Origin of the sequence: Pantoea sp. ICBG 828, assembly GCF_002928355.1 — a bacterium.
GTDB lineage: Bacteria > Pseudomonadota > Gammaproteobacteria > Enterobacterales > Enterobacteriaceae > Pantoea > Pantoea dispersa.
The window spans coordinates 37,902-55,967 of record NZ_POWN01000010.1; the positions used below are offsets into that span (position 1 = coordinate 37,902).

The 18,066-nt window shown below is 60.1% G+C and carries 18 protein-coding genes; 3 read left to right on the forward strand and 15 right to left on the reverse strand.

The genetic code is table 11. The features are described from left to right. The first annotated feature begins 62 nt into the window (after nt 1–62). Entirely contained in the window at nt 63–479 is a 417-nt protein-coding gene (gene ibpA / locus C1Y43_RS20370; RefSeq protein WP_010617843.1) for a small heat shock chaperone IbpA, read from the forward strand. Between the two features lie 58 nt (nt 480–537). Here ibpA and C1Y43_RS20375 read toward each other — a convergent pair whose 3' ends face one another. Genes C1Y43_RS20375 through C1Y43_RS20400 form a run of 6 tightly spaced genes read right to left on the reverse strand, consistent with a single transcriptional unit; the run spans nt 538 to nt 6,256 of the window. Then, nucleotides 538–1,443, reverse strand: coding sequence for an EamA family transporter (locus C1Y43_RS20375; protein ID WP_021506902.1), 906 nt, complete (start codon nt 1,441–1,443; stop codon nt 538–540). Nucleotides 1,444–1,464: 21 nt separating this feature from the next. Continuing rightward, nucleotides 1,465–1,965 (reverse strand): YbaK/EbsC family protein, encoded by a 501-nt coding sequence (locus C1Y43_RS20380; protein WP_021506901.1) that lies wholly within the window; start codon nt 1,963–1,965, stop codon nt 1,465–1,467. Between the two features lie 26 nt (nt 1,966–1,991). Next, nucleotides 1,992–2,792 (reverse strand): hypothetical protein, encoded by an 801-nt coding sequence (locus C1Y43_RS20385; RefSeq protein ID WP_021506900.1) that lies wholly within the window; start codon nt 2,790–2,792, stop codon nt 1,992–1,994. 4 nt (nt 2,793–2,796) lie between these two features. Beyond that, entirely contained in the window at nt 2,797–3,507 is a 711-nt protein-coding gene (locus C1Y43_RS20390; protein ID WP_031279597.1) for a class II glutamine amidotransferase, read from the reverse strand. Continuing rightward, on the reverse strand, nt 3,495–4,772 hold the full coding sequence (locus C1Y43_RS20395; protein ID WP_021506898.1) for an acetyl-CoA carboxylase biotin carboxylase subunit family protein: 1,278 nt from the start codon (nt 4,770–4,772) through the stop codon (nt 3,495–3,497). The genes C1Y43_RS20390 and C1Y43_RS20395 overlap by 13 nt, the downstream gene beginning before the upstream one ends. Nucleotides 4,773–4,789: 17 nt before the next feature. Further along, on the reverse strand, nt 4,790–6,256 hold the full coding sequence (locus C1Y43_RS20400; RefSeq protein WP_104189508.1) for a hypothetical protein: 1,467 nt from the start codon (nt 6,254–6,256) through the stop codon (nt 4,790–4,792). A 171-nt stretch (nt 6,257–6,427) separates the two neighbouring features. On the opposite strand from C1Y43_RS20400, the gene C1Y43_RS20405 reads away from it, so the two are divergent. Continuing rightward, on the forward strand, nt 6,428–7,873 hold the full coding sequence (locus tag C1Y43_RS20405; RefSeq protein WP_058770738.1) for a PLP-dependent aminotransferase family protein: 1,446 nt from the start codon (nt 6,428–6,430) through the stop codon (nt 7,871–7,873). Here C1Y43_RS20405 and C1Y43_RS20410 read toward each other — a convergent pair. The 9 genes from C1Y43_RS20410 to C1Y43_RS20450 form a co-directional block, all read right to left on the reverse strand. Further along, nucleotides 7,870–9,117: a valine--pyruvate transaminase gene (locus C1Y43_RS20410; protein WP_104094311.1), complete on the reverse strand. Its 1,248-nt coding sequence runs from the start codon at nt 9,115–9,117 to the stop codon at nt 7,870–7,872. The genes C1Y43_RS20405 and C1Y43_RS20410 overlap by 4 nt on opposite strands. Before the next feature lie 80 nt (nt 9,118–9,197). Further along, entirely contained in the window at nt 9,198–10,172 is a 975-nt protein-coding gene (gene ghrB, locus C1Y43_RS20415) for a glyoxylate/hydroxypyruvate reductase GhrB (protein ID WP_058770740.1), read from the reverse strand. A gap of 66 nt (nt 10,173–10,238) precedes the next feature. Continuing rightward, on the reverse strand, nt 10,239–11,522 hold the full coding sequence (locus tag C1Y43_RS20420) for an MFS transporter (protein ID WP_104189510.1): 1,284 nt from the start codon (nt 11,520–11,522) through the stop codon (nt 10,239–10,241). A gap of 175 nt (nt 11,523–11,697) precedes the next feature. After that, the gene (locus C1Y43_RS20425) at nt 11,698–12,645 is read right to left on the reverse strand and encodes a sugar kinase (protein WP_058758183.1); all 948 of its coding nucleotides are present in this window, start codon (nt 12,643–12,645) and stop codon (nt 11,698–11,700) included. Between the two features lie 10 nt (nt 12,646–12,655). Then, on the reverse strand, nt 12,656–13,405 hold the full coding sequence (locus C1Y43_RS20430) for a sugar phosphate isomerase/epimerase (protein ID WP_104189512.1): 750 nt from the start codon (nt 13,403–13,405) through the stop codon (nt 12,656–12,658). Nucleotides 13,406–13,563: 158 nt separating this feature from the next. Further along, nucleotides 13,564–14,589 (reverse strand): LacI family DNA-binding transcriptional regulator, encoded by a 1,026-nt coding sequence (locus C1Y43_RS20435; RefSeq protein ID WP_104189514.1) that lies wholly within the window; start codon nt 14,587–14,589, stop codon nt 13,564–13,566. A 58-nt stretch (nt 14,590–14,647) separates the two neighbouring features. Further along, nucleotides 14,648–15,652 carry a LacI family DNA-binding transcriptional regulator gene (locus C1Y43_RS20440; RefSeq protein ID WP_104189516.1) on the reverse strand — a complete coding sequence of 335 codons (1,005 nt, stop codon included), beginning with the start codon at nt 15,650–15,652 and terminating at the stop codon, nt 14,648–14,650. A 153-nt stretch (nt 15,653–15,805) separates the two neighbouring features. Further along, entirely contained in the window at nt 15,806–16,468 is a 663-nt protein-coding gene (locus C1Y43_RS20445; protein WP_021506888.1) for an OmpA family lipoprotein, read from the reverse strand. Between the two features lie 109 nt (nt 16,469–16,577). Continuing rightward, entirely contained in the window at nt 16,578–17,138 is a 561-nt protein-coding gene (locus C1Y43_RS20450; RefSeq protein WP_104189518.1) for a DNA-3-methyladenine glycosylase I, read from the reverse strand. Between the two features lie 187 nt (nt 17,139–17,325). On the opposite strand from C1Y43_RS20450, the gene C1Y43_RS20455 reads away from it, so the two are divergent. Beyond that, a complete protein-coding gene (locus tag C1Y43_RS20455; protein ID WP_104189520.1) occupies nt 17,326–18,015 on the forward strand; it encodes an autotransporter domain-containing protein in 690 nt (229 codons plus the stop codon). Nucleotides 18,016–18,066: the final 51 nt, after the last annotated feature.

Genomic DNA, 18,066 nt, shown 5'->3' on the forward strand with positions numbered 1-18,066 from the left:
GGCCGGACAACCTGTCCATGGTGGAAGGTTGCCAAAACTTGCTGATTATCAGGAGTCTTATTATGCGTAACTTTGATCTCTCTCCGCTTTATCGTTCTGCTATTGGTTTCGACCGTCTGTTTAACCTGCTTGAGTCCAATCAAAACCAGGCCAACGGCGGCTACCCTCCGTACAACGTCGAGCTGGTAGACGAAAACCACTATCGCATCACCATTGCCGTCGCCGGCTTTGCGCAGAGCGAACTGGATATCACCGCCCATGACAACATGCTGGTGGTGCGCGGCGCCCACCCTGAAGAGCAGCAGGAACGTAAATACCTGTACCAGGGCATCGCAGAACGTAACTTCGAACGCAAATTCCAGCTGGCCGATCACATCGTGGTGCGCGATGCGCGTCTCGAACTGGGCCTGCTGAGTATCGATCTGGAACGCATCGTCCCGGAAGAGGCGAAACCACGCCGGATTGAAATCCTGAAATAAGGCTAACGAAGTAAAGAAAAACGCCGCTGCAACGCGGCGTTTTTTTATGGCTGCATCATCAGGTACGTACCAGCAGGCGCTGGCTCACCATACCGCCAAACACATTCACCAGCAGCCCGAGAATGATCACCGACGCGCCGAGAATCTCCTGTGCCGACAGAGTTTCGCCGAGGATCAGCGCGGCGCTGAGAATACCGACCACCGGCACCAGCAGCGACAGCGGCGCCACGCGCCAGGTTTCGTAGCGGCTGAGCAGATTGCCCCAGATGGCGTAGCCAATGATGGTGGCGAAAAACGCCAGATAGAGCAGTGCCAGCACCGTCTGCAGCGAAATATCCAGCAGGCTGGTGACAATGGCGGATTCGCCCTCGAACCACCACGAACAGGCAAAGAACGGTGCAATCGGCACCAGCGCGCTCCACACCACCAGCGACATCACCGGCACCTTGCGGTTGCGCAGGATAATCTTGTTAGTGATATTGCCCAGCCCCCACGACAGCGCCGCCGCCAGCGTCAGCATCATGGTGGTCAGCGTGATGCCCGCGGTTGTCTGGCCCTCCATACCGGCGGTTGCCAGCATAAACATGCCGAGCGTGGCGACCAGAATGCCGGCGATGTGGTTCCAGCGCAGCTTCTCGGCCAGCAGCAGCGCGCCGAGCAGCAGGGTGAAAAATGCCTGCGCCTGCAGCACCAGCGAAGCCAGCCCGGCTGGCATGCCAAGCTTGATGGCGAGGAACAGAAACGCGAACTGACCAAAGCTGATGGTCATGCCATACACCACCAGCCAGCGCAGCGGAATTGCCGGACGACGCACGAAAAAGATCGCCGGAAACGCCACCAGCGTAAAACGCAGTCCCGCCAGCAAAAAGGGCGGCATGCCCTGCAAACCCAGCTTAATCACCACAAAATTTACGCCCCACGCCACCACGACGCACAGGGCTAACAACATATCTTTCACGGACATACGCATTCCTCAGCGCGGCAATCAGGCGGTTGCCGTCACCGGTGTGGCGATCTCTGCACCGCAGTCATCGCCGATCAGTCGAAAATAATCATCCACATCCAAAGCTACCGAGCGGTCCAGCGCACCGGCGTTAAACCACAGCGTCCCGACATCACGCAGCCGCGCATCCACGCGCAGCGCCAGTCGGTCATCAAAACTAAACGGCGGCACCGCGCCCATCACACACTGCGTCAGCGCTTGTGCCTGCTCAGGGGTGGCAAACGTCGACTTCTTACCGCCAATGGCACGCGCGGCGTGTTTGAAGTTGATTTTGCAGTCGCCGGGTACGATCGCCAGCAGATAGCGCGGCGCGGCGCCGTCCGGCATAGTGACTTCCAGCACCATCGCTTTGGCCGCCTGCTGGAGATCGTTTCCGCGGATGGCGCTGATCACCTCGGTCTGGCCGATGGCCTCATGCTCCACCACGCGGTAGCGGGCCTGCTGCGTATCCAGCAGCGCGATCACTTTGTCATAGGTTGTCATACTGTCTTCCTCGTCTAAGGCCGGGATTAACTCCAGGCAATGGCGTGCTTCATTTTTTTGTCGGTCAGGCCAAAGAAAAAGCCCATGGTGATGCGCGTGTCGCCCTCAACGCGATCGATTTCATGATAAAACGCGGGATTAAACAGATAGATATCGCCACTGCGCGGCGCGAACTCACAGGTCTCGCTGCCGGCGATGACGCCGCTCTGGTAGCCCAGCTCGCCGGGCGTTTTAAAGCGCTCGTCTTCCGGCTGCCATTTCTTATTGAAGATGCGCAGCGCGCCGCCGGCGTTGCACTCCTGCAGGCACACGACGCAGCTCAGCTGATGCAGAATGTGCGTCACCGCCAGACCGCTGCCAGCGGCATCGCGCACGATGTTGTCGTTATGCAGCGGATTAGCGACGCCGTCAGCGTGGAAACGCACAATCGAGCCGGCGTAATCACCCAGTGCCGGTTCGGTGGCGGTTTGCAGACTCTCAAGGCGCAGCGCATGCTGCACCCAGTGGTAAATCTGCGCGCGCAGGGCGTGCAGCGAGGCCGGTAGCGCCGGCTGGATGTCGCGCAGTTCGGTGAAATAGTTTTCCGGCGCGGCGGTGTGCTTCGCCAGATACGGGCCGAGCGTGGTCAGCGCGCCATTTGGATAGTGAGAAACCCGTACCTGCTCGCGGCACTGCTGGAGATCAGCCACCACCGCGGTGCGCACCTCTGGCGTGAGGAAATTGCGCAGCACCAGCAGCGGCACGCGCGCGGTGACGATGTCATCCAGCCAGGTGCTTTCGACGAACATGTTGGGGTTAATGACGCGAATCTGATTGAAAATGGCCATGGGTTCACTCTCCAAATGGAATTTCATGAAGTTCATGGTTGCTCATACGGTGCCATGCTGACGCCGTGCCCAGTGTTGAAACAGGTTCAGAGGAGATAAAGGTGCTGTTGTTCTGCTGACAACGATGCAGGGTGAAATAGTCGGGGTAAGGCGTGTCATCAGGATGCCATTGCCACGCCCAGGCCTTCTCGCGGGTGACGAAAATGGCGTTTGCCGCGCTGCCACCCGGCGCCACCCGGGCCATTTTTTCGCGCAGGTAGTCGCGGGTGAAATCGGCGGGCGTGACGCGGTCGACGATATATTCCAGATATTCAGCGGAATCAAAGCGCGACTGCGCCATGCCCAGCTGCGCATAGACGGTCGGCAAAAAGCCGTTGTGCATCATGTACCACTGGGTGCCGCCGCTGGTGCGCCGCAGCGGATGGGAGAACGCAATGCCCTGGTTTTTGCTGAGCGTGGCGTGACGCACGTGCACCGCCAGAAAGCGGCTGTGCTGCATGCGCGTGACGTCAATGCCTGGCAGTGCTTCGGCAAAGGTGCCGGTGCCATGCAGCGTACGGATCTGACCGTGCTCCAGCCACAGACAGCCCCAGCCGTTGGGATGTTGTTTAATCGGGCCATCGTGCGCGGCGGTTTCACCGCAGCTCATGGCGCGTGCGGCGTCCAGTACCGCAGCGGCGTCAAACTGGCCGTGTGCCAGAATCATTCTGCACATAGTAAATCTCTCCGTGAGGTCAAAGCGGGAACAGCAAGAAGGGCGTGAAACACCGCCAGAATTTCGTCGCGACTGGCGGCAGGCAGACGCAGCGTGGCGAGAATCCCGGCGTGGCGCGTCAGATCGGCGTACAGCGATGAGCGCGGTGAGACCTCCAGCGCCGGTAAGTTGAGCGGTGGCAACAGCTGGCCGCGCTGATGGTCGGTAATCCAGCGCTCGGCGGCGTCATACTGCAGCCGCTGGCGCAACCGCAGCCGGCCGACGGCCTGTGACGGTGAAGCGAAGTGCAGTTCAGGCAGGCCGCGTCCGGCTTCAACCTGAAAGGCTACCTCGGCCCAGTTGATGCCGGTGACCTCTTCCACCAGGTTCACCACACCCATGCCGGACAGGCGAAAGCCCATTTCGAGAAAGTGCGGCTCGCCGTTTACCATAATGAAATCAATGTGGAAAGCGCCGCGCCGGTAGCCGAAGGTTTCACAGCAGAAACTCATCAGGCTGGTGAAGGCGGCGGGCAGCTGCTGCGCCGCCATCGCCACATGGCCGGATTCGTAAAAGCTGATACAGCCGTCGGCCTCGGTATGCTGCTCAATCACCTTCTGGCAGCAGGTCAGCGCCACCGCGTGTCCATTCTCCACCACGCCCTGCAGCGAATATTCGTCGCCGGCCAGCCAGCTTTCGACGATAAAGCCGGTAAAGCCGCGTCCGCCATAGTTCATGGTGTCGAGCAGCCGGGCAATCACCGCATCCAGCTGGCTGGCCTCTTCCACCAGCCAGATGCCCAGCCCGCCGCCGCCGTCGACCGGTTTGATCACGCAGGGATAAAGCAGCGCATCCCGCGCGTCGCCAATGCTGAGCGGTGAGGCAAAGAAGCGAAACTCCGGCTGTGGAAAACGCGGCCAGGCTTTGCGCAGCGCCATGCGCTGTGCATATTTATCCGGCGGGATAAAACCCGGACCGGCATCCGGGCCGGCCAGCAGTTCACGCACCCGGCCAGCGCTGGCGTTGTAAGCCTCAAAACCGGCCAGCACCACCTGTGGATGCTCCAGCAGACCGGCGTGCAGACAGGCATTGAGGACATCCCACGGATTTTCCGGGCGATCGAGACGCACAATCAGATCGAACGGCAGGGCGATGCTGAGCGATTGATAGTCGACAAAATCCCCCATTTCGGCCAGTACGGTAAAATAGCCTTCGCGTTTTGCCACCGCGCAGTAGGGATTTTGCCCGTCGCGCGTGGCGCCAATCTGCAGAAAAATCTTTCTCATCGCGTCGCCTTACCGGGTTAACGCCCGGAAATCACTTCAGTAACGATGTCCTGTAACGCACCGTTGTTAACCTGAATCACCGCTTTGTGCGGGTCGAAACGCAACACGCGCGACAGCGCATCGCCGCGCGCGCCGTCCAGCAGCGAACTCACCGCCGCGCTGCGCCAGCAGTGCCGCATCTGTGCCACGCTGAGGCCAGACAGCTGCGTGAGCTGCTGCGCCAGCGCCACATCCTCGCTCTCTCCGCTCAGTAAGGCGCGCACCGCGGCTTCTTCCGGCGCGGCCGGCAAATGCAGCAGCCAGGCTTTCAGCTGCTGGCCGGCGGCGATAAACGGTGAATAGATCATGCATACCAGTTGGGTTTCACTGAGGCCGAAAGCATCGAGTGCGAACTGCGCGGCGCGCTGGCGTGCGCGGGCAATCGCGGCGTCATCCTGATAGCGCGCGGCCATCTCATCGATCAGCTGCGGCGGAAAGTCCTTCTGCACCATCAGGCCGAGCGCAAAGCGCACATATTCGCGAATGCCTTCGGCGTAGCTGCGCTGCAACAGCGTCTCCGCACGCAGACCGCGAATATGTGCCATTAACGTCGGGTTGCCGCAGTCCGATTCGGAGAAGCTGAACATCAGCTCGTCGAAGCGGAAATGCATGAATTCGGTCAGCAGCGCCCAGTGCGCGCCAGCCTCATAAGCGGTGTCCTGATAGATGTTGAAGAACAGCGGGTCGCGCGCCAGCTGCCAGGTAATGCGATGTGCCGGCGTGACCTGGTCAGCGCCGTAAATGTCGGCGAAGTAGCGAGCCGCCACGCCGTCCAGCGTGTGCAGAAAGCCGCTGAAGCCGCGCGACTTATCGGCCATTGGCGCATCAAACAGTTTTGACAGGTGGCGCGCCCACGCAAGGTAAGCGGTCTGTTCCTGCGGCGAATCGCCGGTGATGATCACATCGACGCCGCCATCGTAATGCGCCGCCAGGCCAAACGAATTCACCATACTCAGGTTGCAGGCGTTGCAGAAGGTGGAGCGCGCGTCGGCACGGAAGCGGTGACCATTCATCAGCACATCGTCGCGGTTCTGCTGGCGCACGCTCTGCGGCATCGGCAAATGGCGATCGAAGGGACGAATCTGCAGCCCGTCGGTCACCAGGCATTCGGTGAACGCGTCGTCATGGATACGCAGCGCGCGATAGACGCGGTCGATGTTTTCCATCACGCTGTCGTTCATGGCGGCATGGCGATTAGTGCTGATGCGCAGCTGAAACGTGCTGTTGCGCTGTTGCCAGATTAACCCCTGAATGTAACGTACGTAGGCCACCATATAGCTGCTGTCTTTGCCGCCGCCATAGGCCAGCAGTACGCGGTTACGTTCGGGATGGTCGGGATCGGGCAGGGCGGCGAGCAGTCGCTGAGCACAGTGCTGGGCGGAATCGAGAATCGCGGGCGTCAGGTATTCTTCAATTTCACTCATCATCGCGGACAGATTATTCATTTTTCACTTCATCCTTTGGCTAATAAAATCGCCGCTGCCGTGCGGGCGACAACGGGCTGGAAAACGGGCCACGAAGGTGCTGCGTGAAGCTGAATTAACAGATGCAGCCTAAAGTACTTTGAATGTAATCTGATGAATACGCACAGATCAGCACGATATGGGGTGGAACAGATGGCGGGTGAAACGCAGGAACAGGAGAGTCAGAGCAGTCGTTACCGTCAGATCGCTGAGCAGATAAAACAGGCCATTCACAGCGGATCGCTGCCGCCCGACAGCCGTTTGCCGTCGGTGCGCACGCTGGCGACGCAGTATCGCGTCAGCATGACCACTGCGCTGAAAACATTACGCACGCTGGAGGATGAGCACTACGCGGTGGCACGGCCGAAGTCTGGCTTTTTTGTCGCACCGCGTCCCACAGAGAAAAAAGTGCCGGCGGTATTCAGCGAGCAGCCGCGCGAAGTGGCGCCGCTGGATGAGCAAACCGAACTGCACCTGGCGATGCTGGGATCGGACTGCCGCGTGCGGCTCGATCTGGCCAACGGCGACATCTCGCTCTATCCGGTGAAAAAAATTGGCCTGCTGATGCGGCAGATGGGTTACAGCAAACCGGCGCTGCTCGGTAATACGGTGAAAGGCACCGGCTATGCGCCGCTCAAGGCGGAAATTGCCCGGCGCGCGGTGGATTATGGCTGCAATATCAGCGCCGATGACATCCTGGTCACTAACGGCTGCATTGAAGCGATTTCGCTGGCGCTGCGCGCCACCACGCGGCCAGGCGATATCGTGGCGGTGGAGTCGCCGTGCTACTTCGTGCTGCTACAGATGCTGCACAACCTCAACCTGCGCGTCATTGAAGTGGAAGCCGGGCCGGAGGGTTACGTCAACGTCGCGAAACTCACCGGGCTGTTCCGGCGTAAAGCGGTGCAGGCCTATCTCACCATCAACAACATCAATAATCCGCTGGGCAAAAGCATCCCCAACGAGCACAAGGCGTATATCGCGCGCCAGGCCGATGAGAATGATGTGGTGATCATTGAGGACGATATCTTTGGCGATACGGCTTTCGGCGAGCGCCGGCCGTTTCCGATGCGCGCCTTCAGCCCGAATGCCATCCTGTGCAGCGGCTTTTCCAAAACCGTGGCGCCTGGCATCCGTATTGGCTGGGTGCACAGCACCAAGTACATGCGCAAAATCGCCTCGCTGAAGTACACCACCAGCATGGGCACGTCGGTGCTGTCGCAGGCGGCGATTGCCGAACTGCTGCGCAGCGGCGGTTACGATGCGCACCTGCGCAAGCTGCGGCGCGAGCTGAAAAATCAGATCCACCATATGCGCCAGGCGGTGCTGCGCTACTTCCCGGCGGGCACGCGTGTGTCGGAGCCGGAGGGCGGTTACGTGCTGTGGGTGGAGATGCCGCAACAGGCGCTGAACGTGCGCGCGCTGTTTCTCAAGGCGCGCAACGCGGGCATCGGCATTGCGCCCGGGCACATCTTCGCCACCGATCACCGCTACGATCACTGCTTCCGGCTCAACGCCGGTTTTGGCTGGAATGCCGAAGTCGAACAGGCGATTCAGCAGCTGGCGCAGTGGTGCCAGCTGTCGTTAAGCGCGGATTAAGCGTTCCAGGCGTTATCCAGCTCTTCCGCCAGAATCTGTACCGCACGCTCAATCTTGTCGCTGTCCGGTACGTAATTCATGCGCATGCACTGATGGGTGTGCGGCCAGGCCTGTTCCAGCCCCGGGAAGAAGAAGTGGCCCGGCACCATCAGCACGCCGCGCGCTTTCAGGCGCTGATACAGCGCTTCTGTGCTGATTGGCAGGTCGCGGAACCACAGCCACAGGAAGATAGCGCCTTCCGGTTTGTGGATCAGGCAGCGATCTTCGCTGATATAGCGGCGAATAATCGCGATAGTTTCACTAACCTTGGCCTGATAGAACGGTTTAATCACTTCCTGCGACAGGCGCAGCAGATCGCCACGTACAATCATCTCGGTGGCAATCGCCGGACCGATGCTGCCTGGCGCCAGACTGATAATACCGTTCATGTTACCAATGGCACTGATCGTGCTCTCATCGGCAACGATAATCCCGCAACGTGCGCCGGGCAGGCCCAGCTTCGACAGGCTCATGCACAGAATGGTGTTGGGGTTCCACAGCGGACGTGCCTCACTGAAGATGATGCCGGGGAACGGCACGCCATAGGCGTTATCAATCAGCAGCGGGACGCCGTGCTGCTGTGCCAGCGCATCCAGCTGCAGCAGTTCGTCATCGGTGATGACGTTGCCGGTTGGATTGGTCGGACGCGACACGCAAATCAGGCCAGTCTCATCATTCAGTGGCAGATGGTCGAAATCGACGTGGTATTTGAACTGGCCTTCCGGCAGCAGTTCAATGTTGGGTTTGGCGGAGATGAACAGATCCTCCTCCAGCCCGGCATCGGCATAGCCGAGGTATTCCGGCGCCAGCGGGAACAGCACGCGCTTTTTGCTGCCGTCGGCGCGGCGGCCGGCGAACAGATTAAACAGGTAAAAGAACGCGCTCTGGCTGCCGTTGGTGAGCGCGATATTTTGTGGCGTCACCGGCCAGCCGAGCTCCTCGCGCAGCAGCGTAGCCAGCGCCTCCAGCAGCAGCGCTTTGCCGCGCGGGCCGTCGTAGTTGCACAGCGCTTCGTTCAGCTTGCCGTCCTGATGCATCTGCAGCAGCAGCTGACTGAAATAATCATTGATGGCCGGAATCTGCGCCGGATTACCGCCGCCCAGCATGATCGTGCCAGGCGTGCGCAGCCCTTCGCCCATATCTTCCATCAGACGAGAGATGCCGGAATGTTGCGTAAATTTGTCGCCGAACTGAGAAAAAGCCATAGGAGGTAAAAACATTGTTATCAGGGGGAAGACCACCATAGCGCCCGCAACCGGCAGGCGCAATGGCTAAAGCCGTGGGATCAGGCCAGGACCTGCGGGTTAACGCAGTTTTTCTCCACTTTACCGCTCAGTGCGGCGATCAGGTTGTCGACCGCATCGCGCGCCATGCCGTAGCGCGTTTCATGCGTGGCGGAGCCGATGTGCGGCAGCGCGACCACGTTCGGCAGCGTGAGGATTTCCGCATCGGCCGGCACCGGCTCGACTTCAAACACATCCAGCCCGGCGGCGTGAATGGTGCCGTCTTTCAGTGCGGCGGTCAGCGCCTGCTCATCGACCACCGGACCGCGTCCGGCGTTGATCAGAATCGCGCTCGGCTTCATCAGTTTCAGCTGTTCCGCACCGATCATATGGTGCGTCTGCTCGGTCAGCGGCAGGCTGATGCAGACAAAATCGCTCTCTTTCAACAGCGTTTCCAGATCGCAGGCGCGCGCGCCAAAGCGGGTTTCCGCCTCTTCATGCTGGCGGCGGGCGTTGTACAGAATGTTCATGCCGAAGCCAAAGTGGGCGCGCTGCGCCAGTGCCAGACCAATGCGGCCCATGCCGAGAATGCCCAGCGTCTTGTGGTGTACGTCGATACCGAAGTGCTCAGCGTCAATACTCTTTTTCCACTCACCGGCTTTGACCCACTTATCCAGCTCGGTGACGCGACGCGCGGTGCTCAGCACCAGCGCCATCATGGTATCGGCCACGGTTTCGGTCAGGACGGTGGGCGTGTGCATCAGCAGAACGTTGCGCTGGTTGAGCGCATCAACGTCAAAGTTGTCATAGCCGACGGAGACGGTAGAACAGGCACGCAGTGCCGGCATGCTGGCCAGCAGCTCATCATTCACTTTGCCGCCGGAGCCCAGCAGACCCTGCGCTGCGGCGAACTGCGCCGCATGCTGTTTCACCGTCTCCGGCGAGACATCTTTCACTTCCGTGACGCTGAAGTGCTGGTCCAGCTTGGCACGCAGGTCATCGGGCAGGCTCTTATACAGAATCACAGCAGGTTTCATTATTTGCTCCCTGTAGAACGTGTGACGGGCGACCTGAGTCGCCCGGAAAAGTCATCGCTTACGCTTTCAGGCGTGCTTCGCCCCGTGAATCGGCGGCGGCGTTTTGTTGGCCGCCGGTTTAACAATCAGCGTCAGCCACACCGACGCCAGTAGCGCAGCACCCATAAAGATGTAGGAGGCGGCAGGACTGCCGGTCGCCCCATTAAGATAGCCTACGATCCATGAACCGATGAAGGAACCCAGTGCGCCCATACTGTTAATCAGCGCCATGGCACCGCCGGAAACGTTGCGCGGCAGCATCTCCGGAATGATGGCGAAGAACGGGCCGTAGGGGGCGTACATCGCACCGCCGGCAATCACCAGCAGCGCATACGACAGCCAGAAGTTGCTGGAACCCACCATCCACGAGCCGAGGAACGCCAGCGCGCCAATCAGCAGCAGCGGCCAGACAAACAGCTTACGGTTTTGCGTCTTGTCCGACGCCCACGACACCACCAGCATGGCGATGGTCGCCACCAGATACGGCACCGCCGACAGCCAGCCCGCTTCAACCATGCCCATCTGCGTGCCGTTACGCAGAATCGACGGCAGCCACAGTACGAAACCGTACACGCCAATGCTCCAGGCAAAATATTGCAGGCACAGCAGGATCACGTTGCGGTTGCGGAAGGCTTCGCTGTAGTTGCGCACCGCTTTAATGTTCTCCTGCTCCTTCTGCAGCTGTGCCTGCAGCGCCGCTTTTTCCTCGTCGCTCATCCATTTAGCCTGGGCCGGTTTGTCCTGCACCAGGAACCACCAGGCAATCGCCCAGATCACCGCCGGAAAGCCCTCAATGATGAACATCTCGCGCCAGCCAAAGGAGTTGATCAGATAGCCCGACACCACCGACATCCACAGCACCGTCACCGGGTTACCGAGGATCAGGAAGGTGTTGGCGCGTGAACGCTCGGATTTGGTAAACCAGTTGCTGATGTAAATCAGCATCGCCGGCATCACCGCCGCTTCCACCACGCCGAGCACAAAGCGAATCGCTGCCAGCATCGGAATATTGCTGACGATGCCGGTCAGCGAGGCACAGCCGCCCCACAGAATCAGACACCAGAAAATCAGTTTTTTTACGCTGCGGCGCTCGGCATAGACCGCGCCGGGGATCTGGAAGAAGAAGTAGCCAAGGAAGAACAGGGCACCGAGCAGCGATGACATGCCTTTGGTGATGCCGAGATCCTCATTTATCCCTGCGGCAGAGGCGAAGCTAAAGTTCGCCCGGTCCAGATACGCCAGACTGTAGGTGATAAACACGATGGGCATGATATACCACCAGCGTTTTGGCGCGATTGTCTGCGATTTCATGGGTGACTCCTCTGGTTGAGGCGGGCGCATTCTGTGGATGCGTCTCGAAATTAGGGTGTAGAGACAGTTTTAGCGTATTGGCACGGCATCGTAGCGGCGCGATTCATCGCGCGTTGTTGACGTTGCGTCCTGCATGTGCGCAATAAATTGCGCCGCTACGGGTCCGTGCGTTTGTTTAATAATCGCCGAGCGCTGCGCGCGTCGGCAGACCTTCGCTGTCACCGGCAACCTGAATCGCCAGCGAACCAATTTTGTTACCGCGCAGAATCGCCTGCGGCAGCGATTTCCCTTCCAGCAGCGCGCTGATCAGCCCGACCGCAAAGCCATCGCCCGCGCCGACGGTATCCACTACGTTCTCCACGTGAATCGGCGCAATCTGGCCCTGTTCGCCCGCGGCGGTTTTATACCAGGCGCCGTCGCTGCCGGTTTTGATCACCACCGCCCGCACGCCTTTGTCGAGGTAGAAATCCGCGATCGCTTCAGGCTGACGGTAGCCGGTCAGAATCAGCCCCTCTTTTTCACCTGGCAGCACCCAGTCGGCGTATTCTGCCAGCAAATTCAGCTGCTTACGCATCTCTTCTTCACTGCGCCACAGCACCGGACGCAGGTTCGGATCAAAGGAGATGGTTTTGCCGCGGGCGCGCATCTCTTTCGCCGCGTGTTTAGCCAGCGCCAGCGAACTATCGGAAAGCGCGGCGGCCACGCCGCTCAGATGCAGATGGCGCGCGCTGCCGAAATAGCTTTCGTCGAAATCATCCGGTGACAGGTGGCTGGCGGCGGAGCCTTTACGGAAATACTCCACTTCCGGATCGGAGCCATCGTCCACGCGCGCTTTGAGCTGAAAACCGGTGCGATAGCGGTTATCAATGGTCACGCAGCGATGGTCGACATGCTCTTTCGCCAGTTGCTGCAGTGTAAAACGGCCGAAGCTGTCGTCGCCGACGCGGCTGACCCAGCCCACCTGCAAACCGAGGCGCGCCAGACCAATCGCCACGTTAAGTTCGGCACCGGCAATGCGCTTCGTGAACTGATCGGCTGCGGCGAGATCGCCGGTTTGCCCGGCAATAAACATCGCCATCGCCTCACCAATGGTGACGACATCCAGCTGAGAGGTGTGTGTCATGCTCAACTCCTTACACCGCGCGCAGCAGATCGACGTAGTGGCGGGTCACCGCCAGTAAATCTGAGCCGGCTAATGGGAACTCAATACCGCGCGGTGCATCGGCCGGCAGCGCCTGCAATAGCGTGCGCCAGCTGTCGTCGGCGTCATCCAGCGCAATGGCGCGGAAGCTGTCACCGTGCGGCACCGCCGCCTTAACATGAATGTAGCTCACGTAGCGACTGAGCTGCGCCGCTGCCTGCAGGGCGTCTTCGCCGGTCCAGCGCCAGTTGCCCATGTCGAAAGTCATATCCAGCGGCAGCGCGGCATCGCAGGCGTGATGGAAGAAGTGCAGCATCGGCGTGAGTTTGCTGTCGGGCGTCTGATCGTTCTCCACCACCAGCGTGACGTGCGAGCCGGCCAGCACTTCAACCAGCTGGCGATCGGCCAGCGAGACATAGTGACCCAGCGCCAGCTTGAGGCGCTGAGCGCCCAGCAGCTCAGCTTCCTGCAGGAACTGCGCCAGACGTGGATTGAGCGCACCATCCGCCTGCCACAGCGCTTCCGGCACTGAATAGCTGACGCTGAGCTGATGCTGGCGCAGCGCGTCGCTAAGCGTATGCAGCTGGCACAATTCGTCGTCGCTGAACAGCTCGCGGCGGATCTCGACGCCATCGGCACCGGCCGCTTTAATCAGCGGCAGCAGCGCTGCCTGGCCGCCCAGTTCTGCCACCTTGTGCGCGCCGTAGGCAGCCGTGACCACAATAATTTCCGCTTTCGACATCTTTCCTCCAGCCTGTCTCGCTGTACTGCCCGCCGCACCGTTTTGCGCCGGACAGCACGTTAATGTGCTGTAAAAAGCTTAATGGAACCGGTTCCAAAGGAAAGTAGCAGAGTGCGGAATTATGATCCTGCTCACGAAGTGAGCCGTTAAAAGCGGGATTAGCGCAGCGGCTGGCTGGAGCCGCGCACAATCAGTTCACCGGAGAAAACCTGCTCGCGGATCGGCTGTTCGCTGCCTTCGATACGCGCGATCACCTGCTCCAGCGCGGCATAGCCGATCTGCCAGGTGGGCTGCTTCAGCGTGGTGATACCGACGCCGGCCAGCGCCGCCCACTCCAGTTCGTCGAAGCCCAGCAGGCCAATGCTCTCGCCCCAGCGCAGCGTCAGGCGCTGTAACGCCCGCGCCACCTGTAACGTCAGCGCACCGTTGGCCGCCATCACCGCGCAGCGTTTGCCCGGATGGCGCTGATGAAACGCCTGCAGCACCTGTTCCAGCTGTGCCGGCTGATGCAACACCACTTCGGCATTCTCTGCCACCACCTGTGGCGCGCCGCTGATGATATCAAAGAAGGCGGCGAGACGTTCGCGGCGGGTATTGACGCTGCCGAGCGGTTCACTGAGAAACAGCAGCGCTTCATAGCCGTTATCCAGCAGATGCCGGGTGGCGATGCGGGCGGCCTCCGGGTTGTTGAGCCCGACCACGTCGCAGGCGAAGTCGGGAATTTTGCGGTCAATCAGCACCATTGGCAGCATCGACTGCTGCAGACGGTTGAGCACCTCTTCATGCATCCCGACCGCATTCACCACAATGCCTTCCACCTGATAGCTGCTGAGCAGCTGCAGGTAGTGCTGTTCGAGATCCACTTCGTTGTTGGTGTTACACATCAGCAGCGTGAAGCCGCGCGCGCGGCACGCGGCTTCAATGCCGCTCAGCACATCCACCGAGTAGGGGTTGGTGATATCGGCAATGATCAGGCCTATCAGCCGGGTGCGGCCGCGTTTGAGTCCGCGCGCCATCTGGCTGGGGCGGTAGTTGAGGTCGGCAATCGCCTGTTCGATACGGGCTTTCAGATCCGGCGAAAGCAGATGAACTTCGCCATTCAGATAGCGGGAAACGCTGGTTTTACCGGTTTTTGCCGTGCGGGCAACGTCACTGATTGTGGCTCGTGGCGGCCTGGTTTTCATCACATACACCTGATTAATTGCATCAGGCGAAGACTATCACAGCGCGGCACCCGCGCAATCACTGTGCGTCAGAAGTGAGGCGCAGCATTGGCTGCCACAGCGTCTGTAACTGCGCGGGCGGCGCGCCTTCCAGCAGCTGCAGCACCATTTCGGCGACGCGTTCGCCAATCCGCTGCTGTGATGATTGCAGAATCGCGTTGACCGGTTGCGTGATAATCGAGTCGTGCGGCAGACCATCGTACACGTAAAGGGGAATTGCCTGCGCGCCGCTCAGACGCCCGGCCTGCTGCAGGGCAATCGCTGCGCCTTCACCGAGCGGGCTGCAGTCGGTAATGATGGCGTCAGGCTGGATAACGTGCGCCAGCCAGGCGCGGGTTTGCTGATAGCCCGCGCGGCGCGAGGGCGGCAGCGCGGCCATCCAGCCAGCCTGCTGCGCGCAGGGCGTGGCGGGCAGCGCGTCGATAAACCCCTGCCGGCGGTCAAGAATGTAGGTGCTGGGCTCGTTACCGCCGAGATAGGCGATGCGCGTATAGCCCTGCTGCTGGCAGTGCTGCGCCGCCAGTAGCGTTCCGGCATGGTTATCATAATCAAACCAGGCGTAAGGCTGCGGCAGCTGACTGCGCCCCAGCGTAAGAAAGCGAAAACCCTTCTGCTGCAGGCGCTGCAATCGTACATCCTGCGGCGTGGTATGGGTGACAATCAGCGCGTCCAGCACGCCGCTGCGCAGCATGCGCAGCAAATTGCGCTGCTGATCCTGCGGTTTGTCGGGGAGCAACAGCAGATCGATCTCGTGCAGGGCAAGGCGCTGATCGAGCGTCAGCAGCATTTCACTGTAGTAGCTGTCGTTGAGTGAGGCATTGCTGACCGGAAAGACCAGCCCGACCGCATTGGCACGGCCGGTCTTCAGGCGGCGCGCGGCGGCATTCGGGCGATAACCGCGCCGGTCGGCTTCCTCTTCGATGCGTTTGCGGGTAGCAGCGGCGACATCATCAAACCCATTCAGCGCGCGGCTCACGGTGGTCACAGAGAGGCCAAGGGCGGAGGCGATAGCTTTGAGTGACATGATGGCTTTCCACTGATCAAATTTTGATCACGCTAGCATAAAGTCATCGCTGGCTCTATCGTCCGGCGACGTTTACGCGTTATCTGCTGCTTTGCGCGTCAATAAGCGCGTAAAAACGCGTAGCCGGCCTGCAGCGGCAGACCGGCCTGTGCCTTAGCCCAGCGGACTCAGGGTAATTTCGACGCGACGGTTTTGTGCTTTACCGGCTTCGGTGCTGTTGCTGGCGACCGGGTTATCCGGGCCCATGCCCTGGGTGCGCAGGCGGTTCTGCGCCACGCCCTGCACGATCAGCGCGCTGGCGACGCTTTCTGCACGCTGCTGCGACAGGCGCATGTTCAGCGCGCGCGTGCCGGTGCTGTCGGTAAAGCCGACCACATTGACGGCGGTTTTCGGATACTCTTTCAGCACCATCGCCACGCCGGTCAGCGTATTTGCGCCGGCCGGTTTCAGGTTGGCGCTGCTGGAGTCAAAAGTCACGTTGTTCGGCATGTTCAGTACGATGTTATCGCCCTGACGCGTTACGCTGACGCCGGTGCCGCGCATCTTGTCGCGCAGTTTGGCTTCCTGCACATCCATGTAATAGCCGACGCCGCCGCCCAGTGCCGCACCGGACGCTGCGCCAATCAGCGCACCTTTACCGCGATCTTTCTTCGACGAAGAGAGCACGCCCACGCCAGCGCCCAGCACCGCGCCCAGACCCGCGCCGATGCCCGATTTCCCGGCCTGCGATTCGCCGGTATAAGGATTGGTGGTACAACCCGACAGCGCCACGCTGCCGCTCATTAACAAGGCCAGCGCCAGTACACGCTTTTTCATGAAAAAGTCCCTCATACGGAAACGGGGAAAACGCCCCAAAACGGCACTATTATGCCGTTCAATGATGGGGAAATTCGTGAGGCGCAGTCTTAATTTGTAAACTTTTGCCTTAAAGATTATCGGGATGGCAGAAACAGCTGGTTTGATGATCGTTTATCAGCCCGCAGGCCTGTAAAAAAGAGTGGCAGGTTGTAGGCCCGACGAATTTAAAACCACGCTTCTTAAGCGCTTTAGACAGCGCAATGGCCGGTTCGGAGGTGGTTGGCGCCAGCTTATAATCCGCGTAATGGTGCAAAATCGGCTGGTTATCGACAAATGACCAGATAAAGCGGGAAAAGTCTTCGCCGGTGGCCTCCAGCGCCAGCAGTGCTTTGGCATTATTGATGATGGCTTCCAGCTTGCCGCGATGGCGGATCAAACCGCTGTTCTGCAGCAGGCGCAGCAGATCGGCCTCATCCATCAGCGCCACCGCCTGCGGATCAAAATCATGAAACGCCTGGCGATAGTTCTCGCGCTTTTTCAGCACGGTGATCCATGACAGGCCAGCCTGTTGCCCCTCCAGACACAGCATCTCAAATAAGGCGCGCTTATCGGTCTGCGGCACGCCCCATTCCGTGTCGTGGTACGCCAGATAAAGCGCATCCTGTGTTACCCAGCCACATCGCTGCATTGCATCACTCCCTAAGCATGAGGAAAAAGCGGTCAGTCGCTTGACGTTTGAAAGAATCGATTAATAGTTAATCAATGGGTGCCGATAATAACGTCATGGACGTTCGCGCTGCAACTGCGTGAGCGCTTCAGGATCATCATCAATTTCAAGGCCAACCCGATCCCTTCCGGCTCGTCAGGAGTCTTTCATGTGGCAGAACAGTCAGCGGACCGGCCAGTGTCTCCTTGCGCTGGCCTTTAGCGGTGGGTGGCTACTGGTGGCGGCCCTGCCGGCGCACGCCTGGGATCAGGCCAGCGAGAGCAGCGCGCCGGATTACAATGCGATACTTGCCGAAAAAATTTCCAGTAATCATCTGATGTTGACAGAAAACCGCGACAGCGATCTGCTTGATGCCGCGCTCAATCCGCCCGGCGGCGGCATGGCGCTGCACAGCGAAACGGCCAGCGTCGGCAACTCGCCGCTGGTGAACCGCTACTCGGCAGGCTGGAACCTGCCGATGAATGACCGCCTGCGCACCGGTCCGGTGGCGCAGTTTGCCGTCGATGATTCCACCCTGAGCTGCGCCGCCTGCGCGCCGGTTGATCGTAATAACGCCGAACACATCGCTTCACTGGGCTGGCGCGTAGATTCCAGTTTTGGCTGGATATCGCCGTGGGCACAGGTGAGTTACAGCCATCAGCTCAGCTTCGACGGCACGGCCGCGCCACGCGATCGGCCGGAAGAGATGAATCGGGAAACGAACTGGATGGATGTCAGCGTCGGTGCCCGTCTGCCGCTCGGCCAGAACATGGCGGCGTTCGCCTCCTTCGCCCAGACCGGCGCGGTTAGCAGCGGCGAACAGTTCATTTACAACCTCGGCGTCAGCGCCAGCTTCTGAAGCGGCATGAAATGAGAAGTGGTGCCAGCCAGCGGAAATATAATAAGCGCG

What these genes read in the sequence shown, in the direction of transcription:
- ibpA (WP_010617843.1), top strand. Translation starts at nt 63, where the DNA reads ATGCGTAACTTTGATCTCTCTCCGCTTTATCGTTCTGCTATTGGTTTC.
- C1Y43_RS20375 (WP_021506902.1), bottom strand. Translation starts at nt 1,443, where the DNA reads ATGTCCGTGAAAGATATGTTGTTAGCCCTGTGCGTCGTGGTGGCGTGG.
- C1Y43_RS20380 (WP_021506901.1), bottom strand. Translation starts at nt 1,965, where the DNA reads ATGACAACCTATGACAAAGTGATCGCGCTGCTGGATACGCAGCAGGCC.
- C1Y43_RS20385 (WP_021506900.1), bottom strand. Translation starts at nt 2,792, where the DNA reads ATGGCCATTTTCAATCAGATTCGCGTCATTAACCCCAACATGTTCGTC.
- C1Y43_RS20390 (WP_031279597.1), bottom strand. Translation starts at nt 3,507, where the DNA reads ATGTGCAGAATGATTCTGGCACACGGCCAGTTTGACGCCGCTGCGGTA.
- C1Y43_RS20395 (WP_021506898.1), bottom strand. Translation starts at nt 4,772, where the DNA reads ATGAGAAAGATTTTTCTGCAGATTGGCGCCACGCGCGACGGGCAAAAT.
- C1Y43_RS20400 (WP_104189508.1), bottom strand. Translation starts at nt 6,256, where the DNA reads ATGAATAATCTGTCCGCGATGATGAGTGAAATTGAAGAATACCTGACG.
- C1Y43_RS20405 (WP_058770738.1), top strand. Translation starts at nt 6,428, where the DNA reads ATGGCGGGTGAAACGCAGGAACAGGAGAGTCAGAGCAGTCGTTACCGT.
- C1Y43_RS20410 (WP_104094311.1), bottom strand. Translation starts at nt 9,117, where the DNA reads ATGGCTTTTTCTCAGTTCGGCGACAAATTTACGCAACATTCCGGCATC.
- ghrB (WP_058770740.1), bottom strand. Translation starts at nt 10,172, where the DNA reads ATGAAACCTGCTGTGATTCTGTATAAGAGCCTGCCCGATGACCTGCGT.
- C1Y43_RS20420 (WP_104189510.1), bottom strand. Translation starts at nt 11,522, where the DNA reads ATGAAATCGCAGACAATCGCGCCAAAACGCTGGTGGTATATCATGCCC.
- C1Y43_RS20425 (WP_058758183.1), bottom strand. Translation starts at nt 12,645, where the DNA reads ATGACACACACCTCTCAGCTGGATGTCGTCACCATTGGTGAGGCGATG.
- C1Y43_RS20430 (WP_104189512.1), bottom strand. Translation starts at nt 13,405, where the DNA reads ATGTCGAAAGCGGAAATTATTGTGGTCACGGCTGCCTACGGCGCGCAC.
- C1Y43_RS20435 (WP_104189514.1), bottom strand. Translation starts at nt 14,589, where the DNA reads ATGAAAACCAGGCCGCCACGAGCCACAATCAGTGACGTTGCCCGCACG.
- C1Y43_RS20440 (WP_104189516.1), bottom strand. Translation starts at nt 15,652, where the DNA reads ATGTCACTCAAAGCTATCGCCTCCGCCCTTGGCCTCTCTGTGACCACC.
- C1Y43_RS20445 (WP_021506888.1), bottom strand. Translation starts at nt 16,468, where the DNA reads ATGAAAAAGCGTGTACTGGCGCTGGCCTTGTTAATGAGCGGCAGCGTG.
- C1Y43_RS20450 (WP_104189518.1), bottom strand. Translation starts at nt 17,138, where the DNA reads ATGCAGCGATGTGGCTGGGTAACACAGGATGCGCTTTATCTGGCGTAC.
- C1Y43_RS20455 (WP_104189520.1), top strand. Translation starts at nt 17,326, where the DNA reads ATGTGGCAGAACAGTCAGCGGACCGGCCAGTGTCTCCTTGCGCTGGCC.